General features: G+C 55.8%; 26 protein-coding genes. 20 read left to right on the plus strand and 6 right to left on the minus strand.

Going from position 1 to position 26584, the window contains the following annotated elements; translation table 11 throughout:
- Positions 1–40: 40 nt before the first annotated feature.
- From ACEWZM_RS15380 to ACEWZM_RS15460, 17 genes are all read left to right on the plus strand, one after another.
- Positions 41–268, plus strand: a complete 228-nt coding sequence (locus ACEWZM_RS15380) for a DUF5337 domain-containing protein (protein ID WP_414007270.1) — start codon at positions 41–43, stop codon at positions 266–268.
- Between the two features lie 6 nt (positions 269–274).
- Entirely contained in the window at positions 275–1573 is a 1299-nt protein-coding gene (gene nuoF / locus ACEWZM_RS15385) for an NADH-quinone oxidoreductase subunit NuoF (RefSeq protein ID WP_414007271.1), read from the plus strand.
- 18 nt (positions 1574–1591) lie between these two features.
- Positions 1592–1942 carry a hypothetical protein gene (locus ACEWZM_RS15390; protein WP_414007272.1) on the plus strand — a complete coding sequence of 117 codons (351 nt, stop codon included), beginning with the start codon at positions 1592–1594 and terminating at the stop codon, positions 1940–1942.
- A gap of 113 nt (positions 1943–2055) precedes the next feature.
- Positions 2056–2460 (plus strand): DUF5333 domain-containing protein, encoded by a 405-nt coding sequence (locus tag ACEWZM_RS15395; protein WP_414007273.1) that lies wholly within the window; start codon positions 2056–2058, stop codon positions 2458–2460.
- 3 nt (positions 2461–2463) lie between these two features.
- Positions 2464–4482 (plus strand): NADH-quinone oxidoreductase subunit NuoG, encoded by a 2019-nt coding sequence (gene nuoG, locus ACEWZM_RS15400; protein WP_414007274.1) that lies wholly within the window; start codon positions 2464–2466, stop codon positions 4480–4482.
- On the plus strand, positions 4479–4865 hold the full coding sequence (locus ACEWZM_RS15405) for a hypothetical protein (RefSeq protein WP_414007275.1): 387 nt from the start codon (positions 4479–4481) through the stop codon (positions 4863–4865). Before nuoG ends, ACEWZM_RS15405 begins: the two co-directional genes overlap by 4 nt.
- A 6-nt stretch (positions 4866–4871) precedes the next feature.
- Positions 4872–5909, plus strand: coding sequence for an NADH-quinone oxidoreductase subunit NuoH (gene nuoH / locus ACEWZM_RS15410; protein WP_414007276.1), 1038 nt, complete (start codon positions 4872–4874; stop codon positions 5907–5909).
- Positions 5910–5912: 3 nt separating this feature from the next.
- Positions 5913–6407 carry an NADH-quinone oxidoreductase subunit NuoI gene (nuoI, locus tag ACEWZM_RS15415; protein ID WP_414007277.1) on the plus strand — a complete coding sequence of 165 codons (495 nt, stop codon included), beginning with the start codon at positions 5913–5915 and terminating at the stop codon, positions 6405–6407.
- A complete protein-coding gene (locus ACEWZM_RS15420) occupies positions 6404–6823 on the plus strand; it encodes a carboxymuconolactone decarboxylase family protein (RefSeq protein ID WP_414007278.1) in 420 nt (139 codons plus the stop codon). Before nuoI ends, ACEWZM_RS15420 begins: the two co-directional genes overlap by 4 nt.
- A complete protein-coding gene (locus ACEWZM_RS15425; protein WP_414007279.1) occupies positions 6820–7422 on the plus strand; it encodes an NADH-quinone oxidoreductase subunit J in 603 nt (200 codons plus the stop codon). Before ACEWZM_RS15420 ends, ACEWZM_RS15425 begins: the two co-directional genes overlap by 4 nt.
- Before the next feature lie 4 nt (positions 7423–7426).
- Positions 7427–7732: an NADH-quinone oxidoreductase subunit NuoK gene (nuoK, locus tag ACEWZM_RS15430; protein ID WP_014874166.1), complete on the plus strand. Its 306-nt coding sequence runs from the start codon at positions 7427–7429 to the stop codon at positions 7730–7732.
- A gap of 6 nt (positions 7733–7738) precedes the next feature.
- Complete coding sequence (nuoL, locus tag ACEWZM_RS15435) at positions 7739–9856, plus strand: NADH-quinone oxidoreductase subunit L (protein ID WP_414007280.1); 2118 nt, start codon at positions 7739–7741, stop codon at positions 9854–9856.
- Entirely contained in the window at positions 9856–11403 is a 1548-nt protein-coding gene (locus ACEWZM_RS15440) for an NADH-quinone oxidoreductase subunit M (protein ID WP_414007281.1), read from the plus strand. Before nuoL ends, ACEWZM_RS15440 begins: the two co-directional genes overlap by 1 nt.
- 13 nt (positions 11404–11416) lie before the next feature.
- Entirely contained in the window at positions 11417–12856 is a 1440-nt protein-coding gene (nuoN, locus tag ACEWZM_RS15445) for an NADH-quinone oxidoreductase subunit NuoN (protein ID WP_414007282.1), read from the plus strand.
- 70 nt (positions 12857–12926) lie between these two features.
- A complete protein-coding gene (locus ACEWZM_RS15450) occupies positions 12927–13676 on the plus strand; it encodes a biotin--[acetyl-CoA-carboxylase] ligase (protein ID WP_414007283.1) in 750 nt (249 codons plus the stop codon).
- Between the two features lie 19 nt (positions 13677–13695).
- A complete protein-coding gene (locus tag ACEWZM_RS15455) occupies positions 13696–14484 on the plus strand; it encodes a type III pantothenate kinase (RefSeq protein ID WP_414007284.1) in 789 nt (262 codons plus the stop codon).
- The gene (locus tag ACEWZM_RS15460) at positions 14474–16141 is read left to right on the plus strand and encodes a ribonuclease J (RefSeq protein ID WP_414007285.1); all 1668 of its coding nucleotides are present in this window, start codon (positions 14474–14476) and stop codon (positions 16139–16141) included. Before ACEWZM_RS15455 ends, ACEWZM_RS15460 begins: the two co-directional genes overlap by 11 nt.
- Before the next feature lie 312 nt (positions 16142–16453).
- On the opposite strand, the gene ACEWZM_RS15465 is transcribed toward ACEWZM_RS15460, so the two are convergent.
- The 6 genes from ACEWZM_RS15465 to ACEWZM_RS15490 form a co-directional block, all read right to left on the minus strand.
- Entirely contained in the window at positions 16454–16627 is a 174-nt protein-coding gene (locus ACEWZM_RS15465; protein WP_414007286.1) for an RSP_7527 family protein, read from the minus strand.
- Between the two features lie 209 nt (positions 16628–16836).
- Positions 16837–18393: a DEAD/DEAH box helicase gene (locus ACEWZM_RS15470; RefSeq protein WP_414007287.1), complete on the minus strand. Its 1557-nt coding sequence runs from the start codon at positions 18391–18393 to the stop codon at positions 16837–16839.
- A gap of 180 nt (positions 18394–18573) precedes the next feature.
- Positions 18574–19539 (minus strand): glycosyltransferase family 2 protein, encoded by a 966-nt coding sequence (locus tag ACEWZM_RS15475; protein WP_414007288.1) that lies wholly within the window; start codon positions 19537–19539, stop codon positions 18574–18576.
- Positions 19540–19720: 181 nt separating this feature from the next.
- Entirely contained in the window at positions 19721–21328 is a 1608-nt protein-coding gene (locus ACEWZM_RS15480) for a peptide chain release factor 3 (RefSeq protein ID WP_414007289.1), read from the minus strand.
- A 90-nt stretch (positions 21329–21418) separates the two neighbouring features.
- Positions 21419–21853, minus strand: coding sequence for a nuclear transport factor 2 family protein (locus tag ACEWZM_RS15485; protein WP_414007290.1), 435 nt, complete (start codon positions 21851–21853; stop codon positions 21419–21421).
- Between the two features lie 178 nt (positions 21854–22031).
- Positions 22032–23051, minus strand: a complete 1020-nt coding sequence (locus tag ACEWZM_RS15490) for a Hint domain-containing protein (RefSeq protein ID WP_414007291.1) — start codon at positions 23049–23051, stop codon at positions 22032–22034.
- Between the two features lie 322 nt (positions 23052–23373).
- On the opposite strand from ACEWZM_RS15490, the gene ACEWZM_RS15495 reads away from it, so the two are divergent.
- The 3 genes from ACEWZM_RS15495 to ACEWZM_RS15505 all read left to right on the plus strand — a co-directional run bounded on the left by ACEWZM_RS15495 (position 23374) and on the right by ACEWZM_RS15505 (position 26575).
- Positions 23374–24153 (plus strand): SDR family oxidoreductase, encoded by a 780-nt coding sequence (locus ACEWZM_RS15495; RefSeq protein ID WP_414007292.1) that lies wholly within the window; start codon positions 23374–23376, stop codon positions 24151–24153.
- A 12-nt stretch (positions 24154–24165) separates the two neighbouring features.
- Positions 24166–25293, plus strand: a complete 1128-nt coding sequence (locus ACEWZM_RS15500; protein ID WP_414007293.1) for a hypothetical protein — start codon at positions 24166–24168, stop codon at positions 25291–25293.
- A 154-nt stretch (positions 25294–25447) separates the two neighbouring features.
- Positions 25448–26575 (plus strand): ABC transporter ATP-binding protein, encoded by a 1128-nt coding sequence (locus tag ACEWZM_RS15505; RefSeq protein ID WP_414007294.1) that lies wholly within the window; start codon positions 25448–25450, stop codon positions 26573–26575.
- Positions 26576–26584: the final 9 nt, after the last annotated feature.

The following is a 26584-nucleotide window of genomic DNA, read 5'->3' on the forward strand; positions in this document are numbered from 1 at the left end:
CGTCGGCCCTTTAGGGGCGGGGGCTAAAATATAGGACCACATGAGCGTAGAGCGCGACAAAGCACTGGCAGCAAAGGGGCGGCACATCGCATTGGTGATTGCCGCGACCATGCTTTGCTGGCTGGCGATGTCTCTGTTCATTGGCCCCGCACTGGGGTTGGCTGGACGCTATGCTCTGCTGTTTGATTTCGCGGCTCTCGCCGGTTTCATATATGCAGTGGTCAACATTTTTCAACTCTGGCGGATGCGCCAGGACAGCCAAAGGTAGGCAGACATGCTGAAGGACCAGGACCGGATCTTTACCAACCTTTACGGGATGCATGAGCGCACATTGGCAGGCGCAAAACAGCGGGGCCACTGGGATGGTACTGCGGGCATCATCGAAAAAGGGCGGGACTGGATCATTCAGAACATGAAGGATTCCGGCCTGCGCGGACGCGGTGGCGCGGGGTTCCCGACTGGCCTCAAATGGTCCTTTATGCCCAAGGAGAGTGATGGGCGTCCGTCTTATCTGGTCATCAACGCGGATGAATCCGAGCCGGGTACATGTAAAGACCGCGAGATCATGCGTCATGATCCTCACACGTTGATCGAAGGTGCGCTGATCGCGTCCTTCGCGATGAATGCGCATACCTGCTACATCTACTTGCGCGGCGAATATATTCGCGAACGCGAGGCGCTGCAGGCTGCTATCGATGAATGCTACGATCAAGGCCTGCTGGGCCGCAACGCTGCCGGTTCTGGTTGGGACTTTGATGTCTTCCTACACCATGGGGCCGGTGCCTACATCTGCGGCGAAGAAACTGCCTTGATCGAAAGCCTTGAGGGTAAGAAGGGGATGCCGCGGATGAAGCCGCCGTTCCCTGCGGGTGCAGGGCTCTATGGCTGCCCGACGACGGTGAACAACGTCGAATCCATTGCTGTGGTGCCGACAATCCTGCGACGTGGTCCGGACTGGTTTGCAGGCTTTGGTCGTGCGAACAATGCGGGCACCAAACTGTTTGCAATCTCTGGTCACGTCAACAACCCCTGTGTTGTCGAAGAAGCGATGTCCATTTCCTTTGAGGAACTGATTGAGAAGCATTGCGGCGGCATTCGCGGCGGTTGGGACAACCTGCTGGCGGTTATTCCCGGCGGTTCCTCGGTTCCATGTGTCCGCGGCGAGAAGATGAAAGACGCGGTCATGGATTTCGACTACCTGCGCGGTGAGCTGGGGTCGGGGCTTGGCACCGCGGCTGTTATCGTAATGGACAAACAGACCGACATCATCAAAGCCATCTGGCGCTTGTCGAAGTTCTACAAGCACGAAAGCTGTGGGCAGTGTACGCCCTGCCGTGAAGGAACCGGCTGGATGATGCGTGTGATGGATCGTCTAGTGAAAGGCGAAGCAGAGCTGGAAGAAATCGATATGCTTTGGGACGTTACAAAGCAGGTCGAAGGCCATACGATCTGTGCGCTCGGTGATGCTGCAGCCTGGCCGATTCAGGGTCTGATCCGAAACTTTCGTGAGGAAATTGAAGACCGTATCAAAGCACAAAAGTCCGGGCGCATGGGCGCCATGGCTGCCGAATAAGGTCGGGGGGAGCAGCGGATGATCACGGGTGTGACCAAGATAATGACAGTGCTTGCCCTTTGCGGCGGGTTGCTGGCGGGCTGTGAAGGGATCGTCAATGATCGCCCGACCTATGCAGGCGTGCCGTTCAAGAGCAAATCCAAGGCTGTGAACAAAAAAGAGACACTCGCGGTTTTCACCGTCACCGTCTCCAAGGCTCCTCGTTCGCTTGAGGGGGCACGGCTTGCGGCTCACCACGAAGGAACCCGGTATTGCATCGAGAATTTCGGCTCGTCCCGCATTGATTGGCAGGTTAATCCGCTTGATGCAGATATCGCAGTTCCGCTGGATAATGATACCGCGGTCTATGGCGGAACCTGCACTCCGTGAGTATAGGCGTGACACATCCCACGGCAGCGCTGATAGCGCTTGTGCCGGTGTTATTGCATAACGCTGGCGTTTCCGCACGTGCTGCGCATTCTTCTTCAAAGGAATGTTCAACCATGCGAAACCTGATTGTCACCTGTGCCACTTGCTTGTTGTTGTTGCCAACGATGGCAACGGCGAAACCGTCTTTGCGCGACGTGAAAGAGATCGAAGATCCTTTGTTTGCGGTCGCATTAGCCAAGGAAGTGTCAGATCACTGCGACAGTATTTCTGCGCGCTACTTGAAAGGCCTGACCGAGTTACGCCGCCTGCGCGCACGTGCAAACGGATTGGGCTACACAGATACTGAAATCCGCGCCTACATCGGTTCGGATAAGGAAAAAACCCGGATGCGGGCAAAGGGCGAACGGTTCCTGGCGCAGAACGGGGTCTCTTACGAGAAAACGGAAACATTCTGTACGTTTGGTCGTGCAGAAATTAAGAAAAACAGCGCGATCGGCGTTTTATTGAGGGCGAAATAGACCATGTCTGACCTCCGCAAGATCAACATTGACGGAACCGAGATTGAGGTGGATGGGGCAATGACCCTGATCCAGGCCTGCGAAGAGGCCGGGGTGGAAATTCCCCGGTTTTGTTATCATGAGCGCCTATCCATCGCTGGCAACTGCCGCATGTGCCTTGTGGAAGTTGTTGGCGGTCCTCCGAAGCCGGCAGCCTCTTGCGCGATGCAGGTGCGGGATTTGCGTCCGGGTCCGGAGGGTCAGGCACCACAGGTCAAGACCAACTCTCCGATGGTCAAAAAGGCCCGCGAAGGGGTGATGGAATTTCTTCTGATCAACCATCCGCTAGATTGCCCGATCTGCGATCAGGGTGGAGAATGTGATCTGCAAGATCAGGCCATGGCCTATGGTGTCGATTTCTCTCGTTTCCGCGAAGGCAAACGTGCCGTTGATGATCTGGATCTGGGGCCACTGGTTGGTACCGCGATGACCCGGTGTATTTCCTGCACACGCTGTGTGCGATTTACGACCGAGGTCGCCGGTATCACCCAGATGGGCCAAACCGGCCGCGGTGAAGACAGCGAAATCACATCTTATCTAAACGAGACGCTGGATTCCAATCTTCAGGGGAACATCATCGATCTCTGCCCGGTTGGCGCGCTGACATCGAAGCCATATGCCTTTACCGCACGTCCTTGGGAACTGACTAAGACTGAGACCATTGATGTGATGGATGCGCTCGGTGCCAACATTCGTGTCGATACCAAAGGTCGTGAAGTGATGCGGATCCTTCCGCGCAACCATGATGGCGTTAATGAGGAATGGATTTCTGACAAGACACGTTTCGTCTGGGATGGGTTGCGGCGTCAGCGTCTTGATCGTCCATATGTCCGTGTTGATGGCAAACTAAAACCTGCCACATGGCCAGAGGCGCTGGAGGCCGCGGCTACCGCAATTAAGGGTAAGAAGGTAGCAGGTCTGGTTGGAGATCTGGCCTCAGTCGAAGCCGTTTTCGCGCTCAAGCAACTGGTCGAAGGGCAGGGCGGGACCGTTGAGTGTCGCACCGATAAGGCACGCTTGCCGATTGGCAATCGCGCGGCCTACGTAGGAACCGGCGCTATCGAGGATATCGATAGCGCAAAGGCCATTATGTTGATTGGTGCGGATCCTCGTAACGAGGCACCCGTGTTGAACGCGCGCCTTCGCAAGGCCTGGATCAATGGTGCCAACATCGGCTTGATCGGGCAACCGGTTGATCTGACTTTTGACTATGCACACCTCGGCACCGACCGTGCCGCCCTTGAGGCGCTGGTTAATGGCGAGACGGGCGGGGCGATTGGCAAGGATACGTTGATCATCGTCGGGCAGGGCGCCCTGCGCGAGGCAGATGGCCTTGCGGTGCTGGCTCATGCTCAGAAATACGCGACGCTGACAGAAAGCAAACTACTGGTCTTGCACACTGCTGCGGGCCGTGTTGGTGCGATGGATGTGAACGCGGTTACCGAAGGTGGCGTTGAAGCGGCCATCGATGGTGCTGAGGTGATCTACAACCTGGGCGCTGATGAGGTTGAGATCGACGGTGGTGCCTTTGTTATCTACCAAGGCAGTCACGGCGATCGCGGTGCACATCGCGCCGACATCATCCTGCCGGGTGCTGCATACACCGAGGAAAACGGCCTTTTTGTGAATACCGAAGGTCGGCCACAACTTGCGATGCGGGCTAGCTTTGCACCAGGTGAGGCCAAAGAAAACTGGGCGATCTTACGAGCGTTGAGTGCAGAGCTGGGCGCAAAGCTTGCCTATGACTCGCTGGCGCAGCTGCGTACCGCGCTGATCGCCGCCGTTCCGCATCTGGCGCGTATTGACGAGGTGATCGAGAACGAAGGCGAGGCGCTGGAGCTTGAGCGGATGGGCAAGGCTGCTTTCTTGCCTGCGGTGAAGGATTTCTACCTGACCAACCCAATTGCACGGTCGTCGCAGTTGATGGCGGAGCTGTCGGCTGGTGCAAAAGCGCGCGGCTCTGAGAAGATCGCGGCGGAGTGATCCGGGTGGGCATCATATCGCCTCTGCTGCTGGCAGCCTGTGTGCAGGCTCCGCAGGGCTCAGGGACGGCGTTTGACCCCGACTACAAAGGCGTCAAAACCAGTCTTCTGGACGGGGATTTGGTGCAGTTCCACGTTGCAATGACCGGCGCACGAAATAGCGCCGATTTGGACAATTACGCTGAATGCGCAGCGGCGCAATATGCGCTGATCCGCGGTTATGGATTTGCACGTCATGTGCGCACAAAAATGAAACAAGAGGGTGGCGTTCAGACGGCAGATGCTGTCTACACCATCTCGCCTTCCCTCCCGCGCGGACTGCGCACCATCGACGCCGAAGTCGTGGTCGCGGATTGCGAGGCTAACGGAATACCCACGGTGTGAGGACCTATGGCTGAATTCTTTAACACCCCAGGCGGCATTGCTGTACTGATCCTGGCGCAAGTGCTTGCAGTTGTTGCCTTTGTCATGATTTCGCTTCTTTTCCTCGTCTACGGGGACCGCAAAATCTGGGCTGCGGTCCAGATGCGTCGAGGCCCCAATGTTGTGGGCGCCTTCGGCCTGTTACAGACGGTCGCGGATGCACTCAAATACGTTGTAAAAGAAGTGGTGATCCCGGCGGGTTCTGACCGCACGGTATTCATTCTGGCGCCGCTCACCAGTTTTGTTCTGGCGATGATCGCCTGGGCGGTGATCCCTCTCAACGACGGTTGGGTTCTGTCGGACATCAATGTCGCTATTCTCTATGTCTTTGCGGTCTCGTCGCTTGAGGTCTACGGCGTGATCATGGGCGGATGGGCGTCGAACTCAAAATATCCGTTCCTGGGCAGCTTGCGATCTGCGGCGCAGATGATCTCCTACGAGGTCTCGATCGGTTTGATCATTGTCGGTGTCATTATCTCGACGGGATCGATGAACTTTGGCGATATCGTCCGGGCGCAGGACGGAGATCTGGGCCTGCTGAATTGGTACTGGATCCCGCATTTCCCGATGGTGTTCCTGTTCTTTATTTCGGCACTGGCGGAAACTAACCGTCCACCCTTTGACTTGCCGGAAGCTGAATCTGAACTTGTTGCGGGCTATCAGGTTGAATATTCGGCCACACCATTCCTGTTGTTTATGGCGGGTGAATACATCGCCATCTTCCTGATGTGCGCGCTGACATCGCTCCTGTTCTTTGGTGGTTGGTTGTCCCCGATCCCTGCTTTGCCTGATGGCGTCTTATGGATGATCGCAAAGATGGCGTTCTTCTTCTTCCTCTTTGCAATGGTGAAGGCGATTACCCCGCGTTACCGCTATGATCAGCTGATGCGTCTGGGTTGGAAAGTCTTCCTGCCGTTCTCACTGGCTTGGGTTGTCTTCGTATCCTTTGCTGCAAAATTTGACTGGTTCTGGGGCATCTTTGCCCGTTGGACCGTGGGAGGCTGATCAATGGCAAACATCGACTATACCCGAGCCGCCAAGTACTTTCTGCTGCAAGACTTCTGGGTCGGTTTCAAGCTGGGGCTAAAGTACTTCTTCGCTCCCAAGGCGACATTGAACTATCCGCATGAAAAGGGGCCGTTGTCGCCTCGTTTCCGTGGTGAGCACGCGTTGCGTCGCTATCCCAACGGGGAAGAACGTTGCATTGCTTGCAAACTCTGCGAAGCGGTCTGCCCGGCGCAGGCGATCACGATCGATGCGGAACCCCGCGAAGATGGTAGCCGTCGCACCACGCGCTACGACATTGATATGACCAAATGCATCTACTGTGGGTTCTGTCAGGAAGCCTGCCCGGTAGATGCCATCGTTGAAGGCCCGAACTTTGAGTTCGCTACCGAAACCCGCGAGGAGCTGTTCTATGACAAAGACAAGCTGCTCTCCAACGGTGAACGCTGGGAAGCTGAGATTGCGCGCAACCTTGAAATGGATGCGCCTTACCGATGAGCGAAGCCAAAAACCCTTTTGAAGCCATGATGGCACAGGCTCAGGACATGGCCAAAGCCCTGAACCCCGCGTTGGAGAATTTTTCTCCGACCGGTGCGTTCAAGGATTTTGAAGCGCTGTGGCCGACCATGCCGAAGGATGTCATGGAGATGATGTTCGGCAATACTGTCAATAAGGGCGGGCTGGATGCCAAAACCCGTCTTCTCTTGACGCTGGCGGGGCTGACAATGCAGGGGGCACAGGCGGATTCAGCCGTGCGCCAGACCGTGCGCCACGCTCTCGAAGCGGGTGCAAAGAAACAAGAGATCGTTGAAACGATCGGACAGATGTCGGTATTTGCCGGCATCCCGGCCATGACCCGCGCGCTGGAGCTGGCGCAAGGGGTTCTGGACACCAAAGGGGACGATGAAACATGAGCGTTTTTGCCTTTTACCTCTTTGCCATCAGCGCCATCACCGGCGGGCTGTTCACGGTGATTAGCCGTCAGCCGGTGCACTCGGTCCTGTGGCTGATCTTGTCGTTCATTTCGTCGGCGGGCTTGTTTGTTCTGCTCGGGGCGGAATTCGTCGCTATGTTGCTGGTCATTGTCTATGTCGGCGCTGTCGCTGTGTTGTTCCTCTTTGTGGTGATGATGCTGGATGTGGACTTTGCCGAGTTGAAGGCTGAGATGGCGCGCTATATGCCGCTGGCTTTGCTTATCGGTCTTGTTATCCTAATGCAGTTCGTCATGGCCTACGGTGCTTGGGAAACTGCTCCGGCGGCAGCTACGCAGCTGGCACAGCCGATCCCGACCGACCAACATAACACCGAGGCACTTGGCCTCATCATTTATGATCAATACTTCCTTCTGTTCCAACTCTCGGCACTGATCCTTCTGGTTGCAATGATCGGCGCGATCGTGCTGACACTGCGCCATCGTACGGATGTGAAACGTCAGGACGTCGTCGCCCAGATGATGCGCGACCCGGCAAAGGCCATGGAACTCAAGGATGTGAAACCGGGGCAGGGGCTTTGAGACGATGATCACACTCGAGCATTATCTAACCGTCGCGGCGACATTGTTCGTCATCGGCATCTTCGGGCTCTTCCTGAACCGTAAGAACGTTATTATCCTGCTAATGAGCATCGAATTGATGCTTCTGGCAGTGAATATAAACCTTGTGGCATTCTCCAGCTTTCTTGGGGATCTGGTTGGACAGGTCTTTACGCTGTTCGTACTGACCGTGGCCGCCGCTGAGGCTGCCATCGGCCTTGCGATCCTGGTTTGCTTCTTCCGTAACCGCGGCACGATCGCCGTGGAAGACATCAACGTGATGAAGGGCTAAAGCGTCATGGAAACCATCCTTCTCTTTGCCCCTCTGGTCGGGGCCATCATCTGTGGCTTTGGCTGGAAGTTCATCGGCGAGACCGCAGCTACCTGGACGGCTACAGGGCTTTTGTTCCTGTCAGCACTTTTATCCTGGATCGTCTTCCTCAGCTTTGACGGGGTGACCCAGTCAATCGAGATCATGCGCTGGATTGAAAGCGGATCCTTGTCGACAGCCTGGACGATCCGCCTGGATCGGATGACCGCGATCATGCTGATCGTTGTGACCACAGTATCCTCGCTGGTGCATCTCTATTCCTTTGGCTACATGGCGCATGATCCGCAGTGGAAAGACGGCGAGAGCTACAAGCCCCGCTTCTTTGCCTATCTGTCGTTCTTTACCTTTGCCATGCTGATGCTGGTGACGTCCGATAACCTGGTTCAGATGTTCTTTGGCTGGGAAGGAGTTGGCGTCGCCTCATATCTTTTGATCGGGTTCTACTACCGCAAACCTTCGGCCAACGCGGCTGCGATGAAAGCCTTCATTGTCAACCGTGTCGGGGACTTCGGCTTTGCGCTGGGTATCTTTGCACTGTTCTTCCTGACTGACAGCGTCAACTTCGATGACATCTTTGCCGCCGTACCGCAGTTGGCCGAAACACAGCTGACCTTCCTGTGGTCTGAGTGGAACGCGGCGAATTTGATCGCTGTTTTGTTGTTCATCGGTGCTATGGGCAAATCGGCTCAGTTGGTACTGCACACTTGGCTACCGGATGCGATGGAAGGTCCGACGCCTGTGTCGGCGCTTATCCACGCGGCAACCATGGTGACCGCGGGTGTATTTCTCGTCTGCCGCATGTCGCCACTGATGGAATTCGCGCCAGAGGCGACAACCTTTATCACTGTGCTTGGTGCCACCACCGCGTTCTTTGCAGCCACAGTGGGTCTGGTTCAAACCGACATCAAACGTGTGATTGCTTATTCAACCTGTTCGCAGCTCGGCTATATGTTCGTCGCCGCAGGGGTTGGCATGTACTCCGCTGCGATGTTCCACCTGTTTACGCACGCTTTCTTTAAGGCGATGCTGTTCCTCGGTGCCGGGTCGGTTATTCATGCTATGCACCATGAGCAGGACATGACGAACTACGGCGGTCTGCGTAAGAAAATACCCTATACCTTTGCTGCGATGATGATCGGTACACTGGCCATCACCGGTGTTGGTATTCCGCTTACTCACATCGGCTTTGCGGGCTTCCTGTCCAAGGATGCGATCATCGAAAGCGCCTATGCGGGTGGGTCCTCCTATGGCTTCTGGTTGCTGGTGGTCGCAGCAGCGATGACATCCTTCTATAGCTGGCGCTTGATTTTCCTGACCTTCTACGGAAAGCCACGTGGCGACAAGCACACCCATGATCACGCACATGAAAGCCCGATGGTCATGCTGATCCCGCTCGGCGTTCTGGCGCTGGGTGCGGTCTTTTCAGGTATGCTGTGGTACAATAGCTTTTTCGGTCACACCGACAAGGTCGGCAAATTCTATGGCATCCCAGTCGCAGAGGCTTCGGCAACTGCTCATGGCGAAGAAGCTGATGCGGGTCATGGTAGCGACGAAAGCCATGGCGAAACATCGGATGCGTCTCACGGTGATGCGGACCATGGTGAACACCACTATGTCTTTGCAGGTAAGCCGGGCGAAGGGGCTTTGTATTTTGGTCCCGAAAATACGGTATTGGACGATGCACATGCCGCTCCGAAATGGGTGAAAGTATCGCCATTCATTGCCATGCTGCTTGGTCTTGGGCTTGCTATCCTATTCTATATCGTAAACCCGAGCCTGCCGGGCCGTTTGGCAAAGTCGCAGCAGCCTCTGTATTTGTTCCTCAAGAACAAATGGTACTTTGATGAGCTCTATGACTTTGTCTTTGTCAAACCGACCATGATGATCGGCCGCTTCCTCTGGAAGCGCGGTGACGGCAAGACCATTGACGGCGCTTTGAATGGTATCGCCATGGGCATCATTCCTTTCTTCACCCGCCTCGCCGGTCGCGCACAGTCGGGTTACATCTTCACTTATGCCTTCTGGATGGTGCTGGGCATCGCTGCCTTGGTTACCTGGATGTCGATCGGCGGAGGAGCGCACTGATGGACAATCTCCTTTCTATTGTCACCTTTATCCCGGCGCTCGCGGCGGCTATTCTGGCCCTGTTCCTGCGCGGCGAGGATGAGGCGGCGCAACGCAACGCCAAGTCTGTTGCGCTCTTTGCTACCACGGTCACCTTTTTGGTCAGCCTTGGCATCTACTTTCAGTTCGACCCCTCCAACACAAGCTTTCAGTTCGTAGAAGAAGCTGAGTGGATTTTTGGCCTGAAGTACAAAATGGGCGTCGACGGCATTTCGGTGCTGTTCGTGATGCTCACCACATTTGTAATGCCGCTGACCATTCTGGCCAGCTGGGGTGTCAGCACGCGCGTTAAGGAATACATGATCGCGTTCCTGCTGCTCGAAACGCTGATGCTTGGCGTATTCATGGCGCTTGATCTTGTCCTGTTCTACCTGTTCTTTGAAGCGGGTCTGATACCGATGTTCCTGATTATTGGTATCTGGGGCGGCAAGGAACGCATCTACGCATCGTTCAAATTCTTCCTCTATACCTTCTTCGGATCGGTTCTGATGCTGGTGGCGATGGTGGCGATGTATACGGATGCAGGCACCACCGACATCGCACAGCTGCTGACGCATAGCTTCTCAGCCTCCGGTTTCGAGCTGATGGGCATACAGGTCGTCGGCGGAATGCAGACGCTGTTGTTCCTGGCGTTCTTTGCATCGTTTGCAGTGAAAATGCCGATGTGGCCGGTTCACACCTGGCTTCCGGATGCCCACGTGCAAGCGCCGACCGCCGGGTCCGTCGTACTAGCTGCGATCCTGCTGAAAATGGGTGGCTATGGTTTCCTGCGCTTCTCTCTGCCGATGTTCCCTGTTGGCGCTGATGTGATGACCGATCTGATCCTATGGATGTCGGCCATTGCGGTGGTCTATACCTCGCTTGTCGCACTGGTTCAGTCAGACATGAAAAAGCTGATCGCCTACTCTTCTGTTGCGCACATGGGCTTTGTAACCATGGGTATCTTCGCAGCGAACCAACAGGGTATCGATGGCGCGATCTTCCAGATGCTGAGCCATGGCTTCATCTCAGCGGCGCTGTTCCTGTGCGTTGGTGTGATCTACGACCGGATGCACACGCGCGACATCGATGCCTATGGCGGACTAGTGGTTCGCATGCCCGCCTATGCGCTGGTGTTCATGTTCTTCACTATGGGCAACGTCGGCTTGCCGGGGACGTCTGGCTTCGTTGGCGAATTTCTGACCCTGATGGGCACCTTCCAGAAAAATACATGGGTGGCTGCCGTTGCGGCAACTGGCGTTATCTTCTCGGCGGGTTATGCGCTTTGGCTCTATCGTCGAGTGGCCTTTGGCGACCTGATCAAGGGCAGCCTCAAAACCATCAAGGACATGACCGCGCGCGAACGCTTCATCTTTGCGCCGCTGGTAGTGATGACCATCCTTCTGGGTGTCTACCCGGCGCTTGTCACCGATATCATCAGCCCGTCGACCGAGGCGCTGATTGCAAACTTCAACCAATCTCTGGCCGCTGCGGACCTGTCCCCAGCGACCCAGATGGCTTCGCACTAAGGGGGCGTGGGCGATGATCCCAGCTGATCTCACCGTTATCCTGCCAGAGATTGTTCTGGCGCTCGGCGCAATGGCGGCGCTCATGGGAGCCGTCTATACGGGTAAGGACAAACTCGCCCCGGCGCTGATCTGGCTGATGGCCGGACTGATGTCTGCCTTGGCAATCTGGATCGCAACCGGCTCGTCCGGTAGCCGCGATGCTTTCAACGGTATGTTCGTTGACGATGGTTTTGCACGGTTTGCCAAAGTGGCCATCCTGCTTTCGGCTTCGGCCGTGTTGGTTATGGGGCAGGACTACATGTCGCGTCGTGGCATGCTACGGTTCGAATACCCTATTCTTGTCGCGCTCAGCGCGGTGGGCATGATGGTTATGGTCTCCGCGGGCAACCTGATGTCTCTCTATATGGGGTTAGAGTTGCAGTCGCTTGCGTTGTATGTCGTTGCATCCCTGCGCCGTGACAGCGTGAAATCAACCGAAGCTGGCCTGAAGTATTTCGTGCTTGGCGCGCTGTCATCTGGTCTGCTTCTATATGGCGCATCGTTGGTTTATGGTTTTGCCGGAACCACCGATTTCGCAGGCATCTATGCGGTCGCCAAACATGGCGAGGTTTCCGTCGGTTTGCTGTTTGGTCTGGTGTTCTTGATATCTGGGATGGCGTTCAAAGTGTCAGCTGTTCCCTTCCACATGTGGACACCGGACGTCTATGAAGGCGCGCCAACACCTGTCACTGCGTTTTTTGCATCTGCACCAAAAGTAGCAGCCATGGGCCTGTTTGCGCGCGTATTGCATGACGCCTTTGGCCATGCGGTACAGGATTGGAGCCAGGTTGTGGCATTGCTGTCGCTTCTGTCGATGTTCGTCGGTGCCGTAGCGGCAATCGGTCAGCGCGATATCAAGCGTCTGATGGCATATTCCTCCATCGCGCATATGGGCTATGCTCTGATGGGGCTCGCTGCTGGCACCGCCTATGGTGTGCAGGCACTGCTTGTCTATATGGCGATCTATGTATCAATGAATATCGGTACGTTTGCCTTCATCCTGATGATGGAAAAAGACGGTAAGCCGGTCACCGATATTCGTGCGCTGAACCTCTATTCCCGTCGTGAGCCGGGCAAGGCATTGGCTTTGCTTATACTCATGTTCTCGCTGGCAGGTGTGCCGCCGATGCTGGGCTTCTTTGGCAAGCTGTATGTGCTGAACGCAGCCTATCAGGGTGATCTTGCATGGCTCGCGATTGCCGGTGTGATCGCGTCTGTGATCGGTGCCTTCTATTATCTGCGCATCGTTTATTATATGTATTTTGGTGAAGAGGGCGAAGAGCTGGAAACCAACCGCTCTCCGATCCTCTGGGGATTCCTCATGGCTTCTGCTGCGGTTATGCTGCTTGGTATTATCAACATGTTCGGCATTGAGGGGGCCGCAGCTGCCGCAGCTGCTACCTTAGTCAACTGACCACATTACTAGAAAACACACAAAGGCCTGGTCCGTGGACCGGGCCTTTGTGCCTTAAAGGGATAGCATTATGAGTGATTGGCCAGAAGGTTACGGTCGCAGCCTGCTTGATGAGGTGGATAGCACCCTAGATGAGGCTGCACGTCGCGCGCCCACGCTGACAGGCCCCGAATGGATCCTGGCAAAGCGTCAGACTAAGGGGCGCGGTCGCAGAGGTCGCGCCTGGAAAGAGCCGAAAGGTAATTTTGCGGCAACCTTGGTTATGCGCCCAGATGGGAGCCCTGATCAGGTGGCGCTCCGCAGCTTTGTAGCGGCTCTTGCATTGCACGACGCCTGTGTTGCGCTCTGTGGGGAAACGGTTGGCCTTGCATTGAAATGGCCCAATGACGTGTTACTGAACGGTGGCAAACTGGCTGGCATCCTGTTGGAAAGTGCCGGTTCGGCGGGCGGTGTTACCCATCTGTCCATCGGTATCGGTGCCAATCTCATTGAAACACCGATGCAGGAATGGTTGGAACCGGGCGCTGTCTGGCCGGTCTCTATTCTGTCTGAAACCGGTGTACATGTCACTCCTGAGGACTTTCTGACCGAACTCGCCGCTGCCTTTGCGCGCTACGAGCTGCAGTTTGTAACCTACGGTTTTGAGCCGATCCGTACCGCTTGGCTGGCCCGTGCGGCGCGTTTGGGCGAAGTCATCACCGCGCGTACGACGAATTCTGAAACTGAAGGCACGTTCGAAACGGTAGACGCCAGCGGTAACCTTGTCCTAAACACCGCCAAGGGCCGCGTCAGCATTCCAGCCGCGGATATCTTTTTCTAGGTCAAGGGAAGGAAGCGCCATGCTTCTGGCAGTGGATTGCGGCAACACAAATACCGTGTTTTCAATTTGGGACGGCGAGAATTTCATCGGCACGTGGCGCACTGCCAGCGACTGGCGGCGTACGGCCGATCAGTACTTCGTCTGGCTCAACACGTTGATGCGTTTACAGGGGATCGAAGCGGACATTACCGACATGATTATCTCCTCAACGGTGCCACGGGTGGTGTTCAATCTACGGGTACTCGCTGATCGCTACTATAATACACGGCCTTACGTAGTCGGCAAACCGGATTGCCTGTTACCGGTGTCGGTGCGGGTTGATCAGGGAACCAATGTCGGCCCCGACCGATTGGTCAATACAGTTTCCGGCTTTGACAAATATGGCGGCGACTTGATCGTGGTGGACTTTGGCACGGCGACTACCTTTGATGTTGTTGCAGAAGATGGTGCCTATATTGGGGGTGTGATTGCACCGGGTGTAAATCTTAGCCTTGAAGCGCTGCATCAGGCGGCGGCGGCATTGCCCCATGTTGATATCTCCAAGCCACAGTCGGTCATCGGTACCAATACGGTTGCATGTATGCAGTCAGGTGTGTTCTGGGGATACGTAGGACTGGTGCGCGAAATCTGTGCCCGCATCAAAGCGGAGCGCGACGTACCTATGACAATAATCTCGACAGGCGGGCTGGCGCCTTTATTCCAGCAAACAGCAGATCTGTTTGACGCATTTGAGGATGATCTCACGATGCACGGACTGCAGATCATACACAGATATAATAAGGATAACGGTCTCGAGGATGAGCACTGAACGTTTAATCTATCTGCCCCTCGGTGGGGCAGGCGAAATTGGTATGAACGCCTATGTCTATGGCTATGGCAAACCGGGCAAGGAGCGTCTGGTTCTGGTCGACCTAGGTGTGACTTTTCCGGATATGGACAGCACGCCTGGCGTGGATCTGATCATGCCGGACATCCGCTGGCTGAAAGAGCGCGCTGGCCAGCTGGAGGGTGTGTTTATCACCCACGCCCATGAGGATCACATCGGTGCTGTAGCGCATCTTTACCGTGATCTGAATGTGCCAATCTACGCTCGCGCATTTACCGCCAACCTGGCCCGCCGGAAGATGGATGAGGCTGGTTTGGATAGCGAGGAGGTGAAAACCGTCTCAGCATGGCCAGAGGTTACTAAGCTGGGGCCTTTCACCATCGGCGTTGCACCTATTTCGCATTCGATCCCCGAAAGCGGTGGTTTGGTGATCGACACACCTGCGGGCCGTGTCGTCCATACTGGTGACTTCAAAACCGATCCGACGCCCATCGTGGGCGAGGCCTTTGATCCAGAGATGTGGGGAGAGATTGCGAAGGACGGCGTCAAGGCGCTGGTCTGCGATTCCACAAATGTCTTTTCGCTTCATCCTGGCCGTTCCGAGGTCGACGTTGGTCCGGAAATCACCCGCCTTGTGGGTGAAGCCGAAGGCATGGTTGTCGCGACCACTTTTGCCTCTAACGTAGCGCGCGTGAAAACACTCGCCGAGGCCGGTCAACGGGCAGGCCGCTCAGTTGTTCTCTTGGGTCGTGCCATGCAGCGGATGGTCGAGGCGGCGACGGAAACTGGCGTGCTGAAGGATTTTCCTAAGGTGGTCAGCACCGAGGCCGCACAGGAGTTGTCGCGCGAAAACCTGATGCTGATCGTGACCGGCAGTCAGGGCGAACGTCGCGCTGCATCTGCACAGCTGGCTCGGGGGAAATACCGTGGTATTGAGGTCAAGGAAGGCGATATGTTCCTGTTCTCCTCCAAGACCATTCCGGGCAATGAACGTGGTGTTATCCGTATCATCAATCAATTCTCTGAAAAGGGCGTTGATGTGGTTGATGACAGCTCCGGGCTGTATCACGTATCCGGCCATGCCAACCGTCCTGATTTGGAGCGGATGCATGAAATTATCAAACCGCAGATGCTGATACCTATGCACGGTGAGCACCGTCACCTGCGCCAGCATGCCCGTCTGGGTGAGGCGAAGGATATCGCCAGCGCTGTCGTGGTCAACGGGATGATGATGGACCTTACCGGCGACGCGCCTAAGGTTGTTGATTACGTCGATACTGGCCGAACGTATCTGGACGGATCCGTCAAATACGGTGCGATGGACGGTGTGGTCCGCGACCGTATCCGCATGGCGTTGAATGGTCATGTCGTAGTCACGGTTATTCTGGACGAAGATGATGAACCGCTAGGCGAACCTTGGTGCGATATCAAAGGTCTGGCTGAGACCGGGCGCTCTAATGCAGCACTCGTCGAAGTGATGGAAGAGGATCTGAACCAGTTTGTTATGCGCGCAGGAGCGAAGACGCTGCGCGATGATGACAAGCTTGAGGAAAATCTGCGTCGCGTAGCGCGTCAGACTGCACAGAATGAGATCGGCAAGAAGCCCGAGGTGACTGTCGTCCTTAGCCGGATGCGCTGATTGTCTATCTCTTGTAACTTAAATGAGGTCCGCTGCGTCTAACGCCGCGGGCCTTTTCCGTTCTATCACTCTAACCAACAGCCCGTTGTGTTCACCGGGCGTAACTGGGTGAACCGCCAATCCCGAGACGAGATACTGGCGGTTTGGAGACCAGTTTAACTGGCGCAGTGTGGCAAGCGTGGCAGGTCCATTGCAAAGTGATGGCGCTATAGCCAAAACGCACAAAACCCCGGCAGAGAACCGGGGTTTTGAATAGGGATGATTATCAGCAGGAGAGCAGAACTGCTCAGAACCCTGCTTGGTGGGCAAGTATTAAGCGTGATGTGGGCGCGAGATCATGGCGGACAGCTTGCCAGGAAGGCTTGCGATGCCACGGCCCAAGCTGCGCAGAAAGGCGGCCATTGCTTGTGCACGTAGCTCATGCGCGCGCGCTTCGATAGCGCGGATTTCGTTGGCGGTGACGACGGGAAACTCTATTGTGTTCATTGCGAACCTCATCTTCTTTTGTGCGTCTGGTTGACACTAAGATAGGCGCACCGAAGTAAGATGACATCCGTGAGAATGGTCAATCCCGCCATGCTGCAAGTGCAAAGCTCGCGACAGACTGGGCACAATTGTTTCAGAAGTTATGATCCCGGTATGAAAAAGGGCCGCCTCGATTGGCAGCCCTGAAGATTGTCATATGGGAGGCTAGACTAGCCTGCGCGGCGTTCAGCAAAGCTAAGCGCGATAAAGCTGGGCATGTGATCACCCATGCCAATCACGTTGCGGTCATTGCCACGATCATTGCCACCACGGCCACGGCCTGACTTCTGGTTGCCTCTGTGCCCGGACTTAGCACCAGATTTGTTGTCGGTTGATTTACCACGTGAAGAGGACCGGCTATCTGCACGGCTCTCTTCCTCGGACGGCTGGTTTTGAGAAGCTGTTTGAACTACTGCGGAAGCCGCTTCGCTTGCTACGGCCTCCGGCGCGGCCGTGTTTTCCTTTGCAGCAGAGCTGCGCGAGGAAGACCGACGGCTGCGTGTCTTGCGCTCGACCGGCTCGCTGCTGGTCGCGGCGTCATCAACGCTTTCTTTAGCCTTCGGCTCAGCCTTTGCTTTTTTCAACGGGTTCTCGATACGCGGGATCTCACTCTGGACGAGACGCTCGATATCTTCGAGGTTTTTTTCATCCTTTGGCACGCAGATCATCATAGCTGAACCATCACGGCCTGCACGACCCGTCCGGCCAATGCGGTGGACATAGTCCTCTGCATGGCTCGGCACATCAAAGTTGAAGACATGGCTGACGCTGGGCACGTCAAGGCCACGCGCGGCAACATCAGATGCCACTAGAAACCGCAATGCACCTTCGCGGAAGCCTTCAAGGGTTTTGGTGCGCTGGCTTTGGTCAAGATCGCCATGAATAGGCGCAGCATCATAGCCGTATTTCTTCAGCGATTTCGCAACGATATCGACATCCGTTTTCCGGTTGCAGAATATAATTGCGTTGGTGCATTTCTCGCCTTCCTGATCAATGAGGTGGCGCAGAAGTTTCCGCTTTTCACTGCTCTCACGGTCGCGACGCGACGCTTTGAAGAGAACCACGCCCTGAGTGATATTTTCAGAGGTGGTCGCCTGACGAGCCACTTCGACACGTTCGGGAGCAGAGAGGAATGTATTGGTGATCCGCTCAATCTCAGGTGCCATGGTTGCCGAGAAGAACAGCGTCTGGCGAGTAAAGGGCGTAAGGCCGAAGATACGCTCAATATCGGGGATGAACCCCATGTCGAGCATCCGGTCAGCTTCATCAACCACCATTACCTTAACATCAGAAAGGATCAGCTTACCGCGCTCAAAATGGTCGAGCAGGCGGCCGGGTGTGGCGATCAAAACGTCCACGCCTTTGTCGATCAGCGTGTCCTGTTCCTTGAACGAGACGCCACCAATCAGCAGTGCTTTCGTCAATTTCAGGTGTTTGGTGTAGGTGTCGAAGTTTTCCGCCACTTGAGCCGCCAACTCGCGTGTGGGGCAGAGAACCAAGCTACGCGGCATCCGCGCTCGGGCGCGGCCACGTGCTAGCAGGGTGATCATCGGCAAAGTGAAAGAGGCCGTCTTGCCGGTGCCGGTCTGTGCAATCCCCAATACGTCTCGCCCTTCAAGCGCGGGAGGAATCGCTCCTGCCTGAATGGGTGTAGGTGATTCGTAACCCGCGTCCTCAATAGCTTTGAGAACTTTGGGGTTCAGGTTCAGATCTGAAAATTTTGTCATATGCGTCCGTTTTTGCGGACACTGACCTGGCCCGCGCGTGTATGTCAGGGCCGATTCCGCATGGTCTTGCGTCCTGTCTTGACCGGCTTGCGGCGGGGCATAGCAAAATCCACTGCAATCGTCAAACAAAGCCGGGTTTGAGCGCGTTATTGCGGCCGTAATGGGTAAACTCGAAACAGTTTAGCTAAATTGCGGAAAATGTTGACGGCGCTTTGTCTCCAGATCCAGAGGACAATGATGGATCATGTCACGATCCTGTAACCGCTTGTAGATCTCAGGCGGCCCAGCATTGATTTCCTCAAAAAAACGGCGAAGCCCTTCGAGGCCGTGATTCTCCTCGATCATCGACAGCAGCTCATGCGCACTAAGCCCGCCCAAATAGCGCGGAAAGCCGGCGTTTAACCCCGGACGATAAGAGCCTTTCGCCAACCGGAACCTATATGTGGCTTGCCAATTGTCCCAACTGGGCGCGTGGCGGTGGCAAATCCGGAGATCGTTTTGTTCCTTCTCACGGGAGGATTTTTCCCCGTGTTGGAACAGGTTGTGAATGCGAAATTGAATGTCCGGAAGCCCGGTCCGCGCAAACAGCTTGCCGGCAGTGTGGCTAAGGAAGCCGCCTTTCAGAAATGCGCCAAACTCCGGATAGATGGCACGCAGCTTTTGCTCTCTATTCTCGTCCTTCAAAACCATTGATTTATAAACGTCAGGCCGTCCCGCGAGCGCCTCCACCGGTCGCATCCGTAGTGCGTCTTGCTCCATTGGCTGGCTGGCAAGTATGCCCGCTATTGTCTGTGCCTGATCGCTGGCGTCGGCGTTCGGCCAGATAAACTCATCAACATCAATGTGAGCGATCCAATCGGTCTGCATGCGGCCATAGGCATGGGTCGCATTCATGGTCTGGCGGACCTGATGCATCTCGGGGCGCTGTTTTTTACGCTGTCTCCAGTGACTGTCATCGCAGGTGGCCACCCGTATTTTGGGGTGTGCCTTCAGGTGCGGGTAAGCATCAAGGTTGGGGGTATCCAGATACAGATGCAGCCGATGAGCGCCCAAATCCAAGTGATAAGCCGCAAAATTCAATATAGTCTCTGCATCAGCTTTTATCGTGCTGACAAGACCCCATTTGGGTGGGCTTTGCAGGGTCATGCCGGACCGCGCTTCTGGTAGCTTGGCATGGAGCAGAGGAAGCGACAGCCGTTAGCGGACAGACACTGAACCTGAAATCTGTCCTTAAGCCGACGCAGCGGCATATAGAGCCCGCCAGGACAATATTGGTGGTCGATATCCATGGCGGGTCTGATTTACCAATCGTTCTGGGAAACGGTACTTAGACCATCATCTCCTTGGTCGCGGTCAGTTTCAAGTCCGGATAGTCGCGTTCCACCCTGTCAATATCCCACTGCAAACGCGTCAGATAAACGACGTCTCCGTCGTGATCATGTGCGATGTGCTGCTTATTGGTGTTCGTAAACTTATCCAGCGCAGTCTTGTCTCCGCTGACCCAGCGGGCGGAGGTGAATTGCGAGGCTTCGAACCGGACCGGTAGGCCGTATTCCATCTCGATCCGGCTGGCGAGTACTTCGAATTGAAGTTGCCCCACGACGCCGACGATAAAGCCGGAGCCAATCGAGGGTTTGAAGACCTTAGCCGCGCCTTCCTCTGCGAACTGCATCAGCGCCTTTTCCAGATGCTTGGCCTTCATCGGATCACCGGCCCGCACACCCTGCAATAGTTCAGGTGCAAACGACGGGATGCCGCTGACGCGCAGGGCCTCGCCTTCGGTCAGCGTATCGCCAATACGCAGCTGGCCGTGGTTGGGAATACCGATAATGTCGCCTGCCCATGCTTCTTCAGCCAGTTCGCGGTCGGAAGCGAGGAACAGCACCGGGTTTGAAATCGCCATTGGTTTCTTCGACCGCACATGGGTCAGCTTCATACCACGTTTAAAGTGGCCAGAAGCCAGCCGGACAAACGCAACGCGGTCGCGGTGCTTCGGATCCATGTTGGCCTGTACCTTGAATACAAATCCGGCAACTTTCTTTTCATCCGGTGCAATCTGGCGTGGTTGGGCCGTCTGAGGCTGCGGTTCGGGGCCATAGCCACTGATGCCATCCATCAGTTCTTTAACACCAAAAGAGTTGATTGCAGAGCCAAACCAGATCGGGGTCATATGTCCTTCAAGAACCGATTGCGGGTCAAGCGTTGGAAGCAGCTCGCGGGCCATTTCCACCTCTTCGAGGAGTTTCTCAAGCAGATGCTCTGGCACATGTTCAGCCAGTTTCGGATCATCCAACCCGTTGATCTCGATGCTCTCAGCGATTTTGTTCCGGTCCGCACGATCCATCAGCTCCAGCCGGTCACGCAGCATGTCGTAACAGCCAATGAAATCGCGGCCAACGCCGATGGGCCAGCTGGCAGGGGTTACGTCAATCGCGAGGTTTTGCTGGATCTCGTCAATGATCTCGAATGTATCGCGGCTTTCCCGATCCATCTTGTTACAGAACGTCAGAATCGGCAGGTCACGCAGACGGCACACTTCAAACAGCTTCTGCGTCTGACTTTCCACGCCCTTGGCACCGTCGATGACCATGACAGCAGCATCCACCGCCGTAAGTGTGCGATAGGTGTCTTCCGAAAAATCTGAGTGACCTGGCGTGTCGACCAGATTGAAGCGGTAGTTGGCATAGTCAAATGACATCGCAGATGCCGACACGGAGATGCCTCGGTCTTTTTCCATTTGCATGAAGTCCGACCGTGTTCGCCGTGCCTCGCCCTTGGCGCGTACTTGACCGGCCATCTGAATCGCGCCGCCATAAAGCAGGAACTTTTCAGTCAGCGTGGTTTTGCCGGCATCCGGATGCGAGATGATCGCAAAGGTGCGGCGCCGAGCGATTTCGGCGGGCAGGTCGGGGCGGTTTGGGACGGTATCGAGCATGAGCGCGCGTATATCAGGATGGCAGCGCGAGGCAAGATAAACAGGGTCCACAGCACGCGACGCATAGTCAGTCTATCCATCTGTGCTTGGCTATCGCCAAACTAGCCGGTGTCCTCCCAGACAAGTGGGCATTGCATCCACGGGCAATTGCCCAAGTTGTTCAAAGAAAGCAAATGCGTCGAACTTGGAGTTCAATTCGGCGATTTTATCACCCTCAAACCGAATCATCATGATGCCCTCCGCGTGGATGGGGGTGACACCGTCAGGGCCATCGGAGGTCAGTAGGTACTGGGTAGATGTCCAGTCGCCGTCTTCTATGTAATTCAGCAGTTCGATGCGAATTTTGCCCGCTAAATTGTGCACAACGTCAATCAAAACGGGATAGTCTTGGCGGGGGTTTGGTAGTCCGTCCAATAGCTTGCTGCTGTCTAGTGATGCGGCAAGCATGTCTTCAAACGCTAAGATATTGCCGTTTTCCCAAACCTCAGCAAACCAACGCTGTACCAGATCTTTTCTCGTCATCATCAGGCCATACACAAAAATACATTTGGAGCCTGACTAATCGCAATAGAAATGATGAGGCCAAGCCGGTCAACAATCGTAAGTTTCCCCAAAGGAGCATCTTTTTTTCAGCACATTTGATGCCGAAAAACGACTTGCCCCGAGAGTAAGGGTAAAAGCGCTTAGATAACGTTACGGTAGCTTACCGCATCAATGCGCTTTTTCGATTGGGCAATGAGGGGTGCCGTTCCCTCAGGGCTGGGCGGATGTCCAGGCCCGAGGCCACCCGCTGATGGCCGAGGAGCAGCCCAGGGGTGCGGCTTAGATGCTCCTCCGGCAATGCGGCACGGGTGAGCGGGTTCAATAGCAGACTTTCTGCGGCTACCCCTTCTGCAAAGATGATCTGATGGCGGTCAAACAGTAGCTGAAAGTAGTCTACGAAACCGCCGCTTTGCTCAAAGATATCGATCCCGTTCACCAGATCTCGTGCTCGTACCAATTGATCAGGGCGACCGCGGCGGAGAATGTCACGGCGTGGGTGCACAAGTAGCCGGTGGTCCGGGCTGACAAGCAGGTCATTTTCATTGTTGAGAGCACCGGCTCGAATGAGAATAGGAGCCATTTCGCCAACAGCATGTGATGTGCACTGGCCAATCCAACGCACGACTTGTGCGCCGTCATCCCGGGTCAGCACACGATCGCCGGTCTCCAAATCCTCGATCCTGCGTTGGGCGCCGCTGTCCAAAGTGATGTGAGTGCCGCGTGTGAAAGAGACACAGGCTAGCTGCGCAAGCCGCTGGCGCCTGCCTTCGCGGGTTTTGCGTACAAGTGTGTAACCGGCCTCTGCTTGCAAAGGAGCGAGCGGGAGTAGGTAGATCGCCGCGATCAATCCATCACCGTCGACCTCAACCAGAACCAGAGCTTCGGCATTCGCCCCGATATCTGGCATTAGGGTCAGCAGACAATCAAGATGCAGCCGGGCACCGGATCTACCGATAGCGGTGTCTTCAGCCAGCTCAAGCCTCCCATCCGGGCGGGCGATCAGGCCTAATTGTTTGGGGGGGCTACTGTGGGTCAGTTGATATACATCATCTAACTGCAGGTCGTCATACAGCCCTAGCCCATCACCCATGTTCGCACCAGTTTCCACGCAGAACCCTGATGCAGGAAAAACCGGCAGTGTCTGGGCGGCAATGGGGTTTTGATGCAGCTGGGTGAGCATGAATGACCTAACCAAGAATACGACGCGCGTCCTGCGCGGGTGATCTCCTATACTGGCGAACATTGTGGCGAGATGCGGACCGGATGGGGGTGGTTTTGCGAAAGCAACGGGGCGGAGCTGCCACAGTGATCCCAAGAGCAGGTACACCGCTTTGGATAAGGTGTGGTAGCTGCTTCCGTCTTGTCTCGGTCGGCATCGGAAGGGCTGGCCAAAATCCCGGAGAGTGTGCAAGGTCTGCCGCAACACGGCAAACACGTTTGATCTGAATCCGCCAAATCTGGTGGCGGTAGGAATGATCGCTGCAGCACAGAGGAAATATGTTATGGATTTAGGACTTGCAGGTAAGCGAGCGTTGGTCTGCGCCAGCAGCAAAGGGCTGGGTCTGGGCTGCGCTGAGGCTCTGGCGGAAGCAGGCGTTGATCTTGTGATGAACGCACGCGGAGCAGAGGCGCTTCTGGCGTCGGCCCAGTCGATCCGCGATGCTCATGGTGTCAATGTCGAAACCATCGCTGCCGATGTAACCACCGAGGACGGACAGGCTAAAGTAATAGCTGCAGCAGACGGTGTCGATATTCTTGTCACGAACGCTGGTGGCCCACCGCCGGGCTTGTGGTCCGACTGGGAACGCGATGATTTCATCAAAGCTTTGGATGCCAACATGCTGACGCCAATAGCCCTGATCAAGGCGCTGGTTCCCGGTATGATGCAACGTGGTTGGGGGCGTGTCGTCAATATAACCTCACAATCCGTCAAAGCGCCGATCCCGGTTTTGGGACTTTCGAATGCGGCACGCACAGGGTTAACTGGCTATGTCGCAGGCACCTCCCGCCAGGTCGCGAGCAGCGGCGTGACCATCAACAACCTGCTTCCTGGTATCCACGCAACCGACCGGGCGATCTCGCTGGATACGGGTGTTGCGCAACAACAGGGAATTTCCATTGATGAGGCCGCCGAACAGCGCGCCGCTAGCATCCCCGCCGGGCGTTATGGCACGCGACAGGAATTTGGTGCGACCTGCGCCTTTCTATGCTCGCAACATGCCGGGTTCATGATTGGCCAGAACATCCTGCTGGATGGCGGCGCAACCAATATGACCATCTGATAGGAGCGAGAAGTGGCGTCCGGATTTTCACTTAAAGACCAATTGTTTAATCGTGAAAAAATCCGCTATCTGGCGGGGTTATTCACGGCGGCGGATACTACGTTTGATCCGGATCGCTTTGAGGTCGACGTGATGGCTGAACTGCCAAAGCTGGAGCTCAAACAGCGCATCACCCTAATAGCTGAGGTGCTTGTCCGCCATCTGCCCGAGGATCTGGAGGACGCTGCCCCGATTCTGCTAGGGGCGCTGCCTCCCCCGCTGGACCCAAGCCTGAGCGATGATGACTTTGGTGATTTCATCTTTGCACCACTTGGTGAGTTTGTAGTGTTGCGTGGTTTGGATACCGCGCCGGATCTCTCATTGCGGCTCTTATCCGAAATCACTCAGCGGTTCTCGATGGAATGGGCCATACGCCCCTTCTTGAACCGCTGGACTGATCAGACCTTGGCGGAGATGAAGTGCTGGGTGACAAGCGGCAACTACCATGTCCGACGACTGGTGAGTGAGGGCACCCGGCCAAGGCTGCCATGGGGCCAGTCGGTGCCGCTCACTTTGTCGCAACCTTTGTCCTTATTGGACCAGTTGCATTCAGATCCCACGCGATATGTCACCCGTTCCGTGGCTAATCACCTGAACGATATTTCCAAGAAAGACCCGGATCTGGTACTTGCGCAGTTGCGCCATTGGCATGCAGCAGGACAGCAGCGCCCAGCGGAGCTGGCTTGGATGACTGCTCATGCCCTGCGTGGCCTGATCAAAGCGGGTCATAACGGGGCGATGCAGATGCTTGGCTATGATCCAGAAACACCTGTGACTGCAAAGCTCGCACTTAGCGATGATCCGGTACGGGTCGGTGGGGCCTTGCAGTTCGACTGCCATTTGGATGCACCAGCAGGCACGCCACTGTTGGTGGACTATCGCCTGCATTTCCAACGGCCCGGCGGCAAGATCTCGGCCAAGGTTTTTAAGCTGAAGCAAACCACAGGCTCTGACAACGGTACCACCCTCAGCAAACGGCATCCCCTGAAAGCTGGGGCGAGCACATTCACCTTGGTGCCCGGAGCGCATCGGCTAGAACTGCTGGTGAATGGACGTGTGCGAGCGGAACTTAACTTCGATCTGTTGGAGCCCACCGAATAGCGCTGTGGGACCCACGAGCCCCCGGGTAATCGTTGATTGCCTGTCTACCAGCAGATCTGGGGCGACGCCTCCCGCTCTCTTGCATGGCACCAATGGGGTTGATATCTGCGAGCCAAGCCCGATTATTTTGATCGGAAATCAATAACGAGGTCGCATGACTGCTGCTCCCCTTGATCCGATGGTTGGCTCCGACGGCCTCTCTGCGACCACGCCACGCCTTGAAATCCGCAATTTGCGGCGCTTTTTCGACGGGCGCGCGGTGGTAGATGACGTGTCACTGCAGATCCAGGCTGGACAGGTCACCTGCCTGCTTGGGCCGTCCGGTTGCGGGAAGTCAACCACCCTACGCATGATTGCAGGGGTGGAGATGCAGGACAGCGGCGAGATTTATGTCGACGGCAAGCTGATCTGCGACACCGTGTTTCGCGTGCCGCCAGAACGTCGTGAGATTGGTCTGATGTTTCAGGACTTTGCCCTGTTCCCTCATCTGAGCGTCGCCGACAATGTCGCCTTCGGCCTGAAGGGCAGTAAGGATGAGAAACGCGCGCGGGTCGAGGAACTGCTGCAAAAAGTATCGCTGGCGCAGTATATTGATGAATTTCCGCATCAGCTGTCGGGCGGTGAACAGCAACGCGTCGCACTGGCCCGCGCTCTGGCGCCCAAGCCACGGATCATGCTGATGGATGAACCGTTCTCAGGGTTGGATAACCGTCTGCGCGACGGCATTCGTGACGAAACCCTGACGTTGCTGAAGGAAGAGGACGCTGCGGTACTTCTGGTCACGCATGAACCGGAGGAGGCGATGCGGATGGCCGATGAAATCGCCCTGATGCGTGATGGAAAAATCGTGCAGCAGGGCGCGCCCTACAACGTCTATACACGGCCTGTGGACCGTGCGGCAGTAGGGTTCTTCAGTGATACAAATATCTTACATGCCGAAGTGAACGGCGCTTTGGCGGAAACACCATTTGGTCAATTCCTGGCACCCGGTGTGCCGGATGGGACCAAAGTGGACATCGTGTTTCGCCCACAGCATCTGCGCATTGATTTCGACCGCAACGGACGTGGCCCGCATCCAACGCTGAGCGACGGGGTGGCAGCGCGCGCTGTTGTGAAACGCGCGCGGTTTCTCGGGCATGAGAGCCTGGTCGAGTTCCACATGGATTTTGATGGCAGCGTGCTAAAAGCCACGGTGCCCAATGTTTTCTTGCCTGATCCTGGCCGGGTGATGTGGCTGACGGTTCGGCGCAACCGTTGTTTTGTTTTCCCAAATCAGGCGTAACCCCCTGCA

It is taken from the genome of Phaeobacter cretensis (assembly GCF_047372505.1).
Classification (GTDB): Bacteria; Pseudomonadota; Alphaproteobacteria; order Rhodobacterales; family Rhodobacteraceae; genus Phaeobacter; species Phaeobacter cretensis.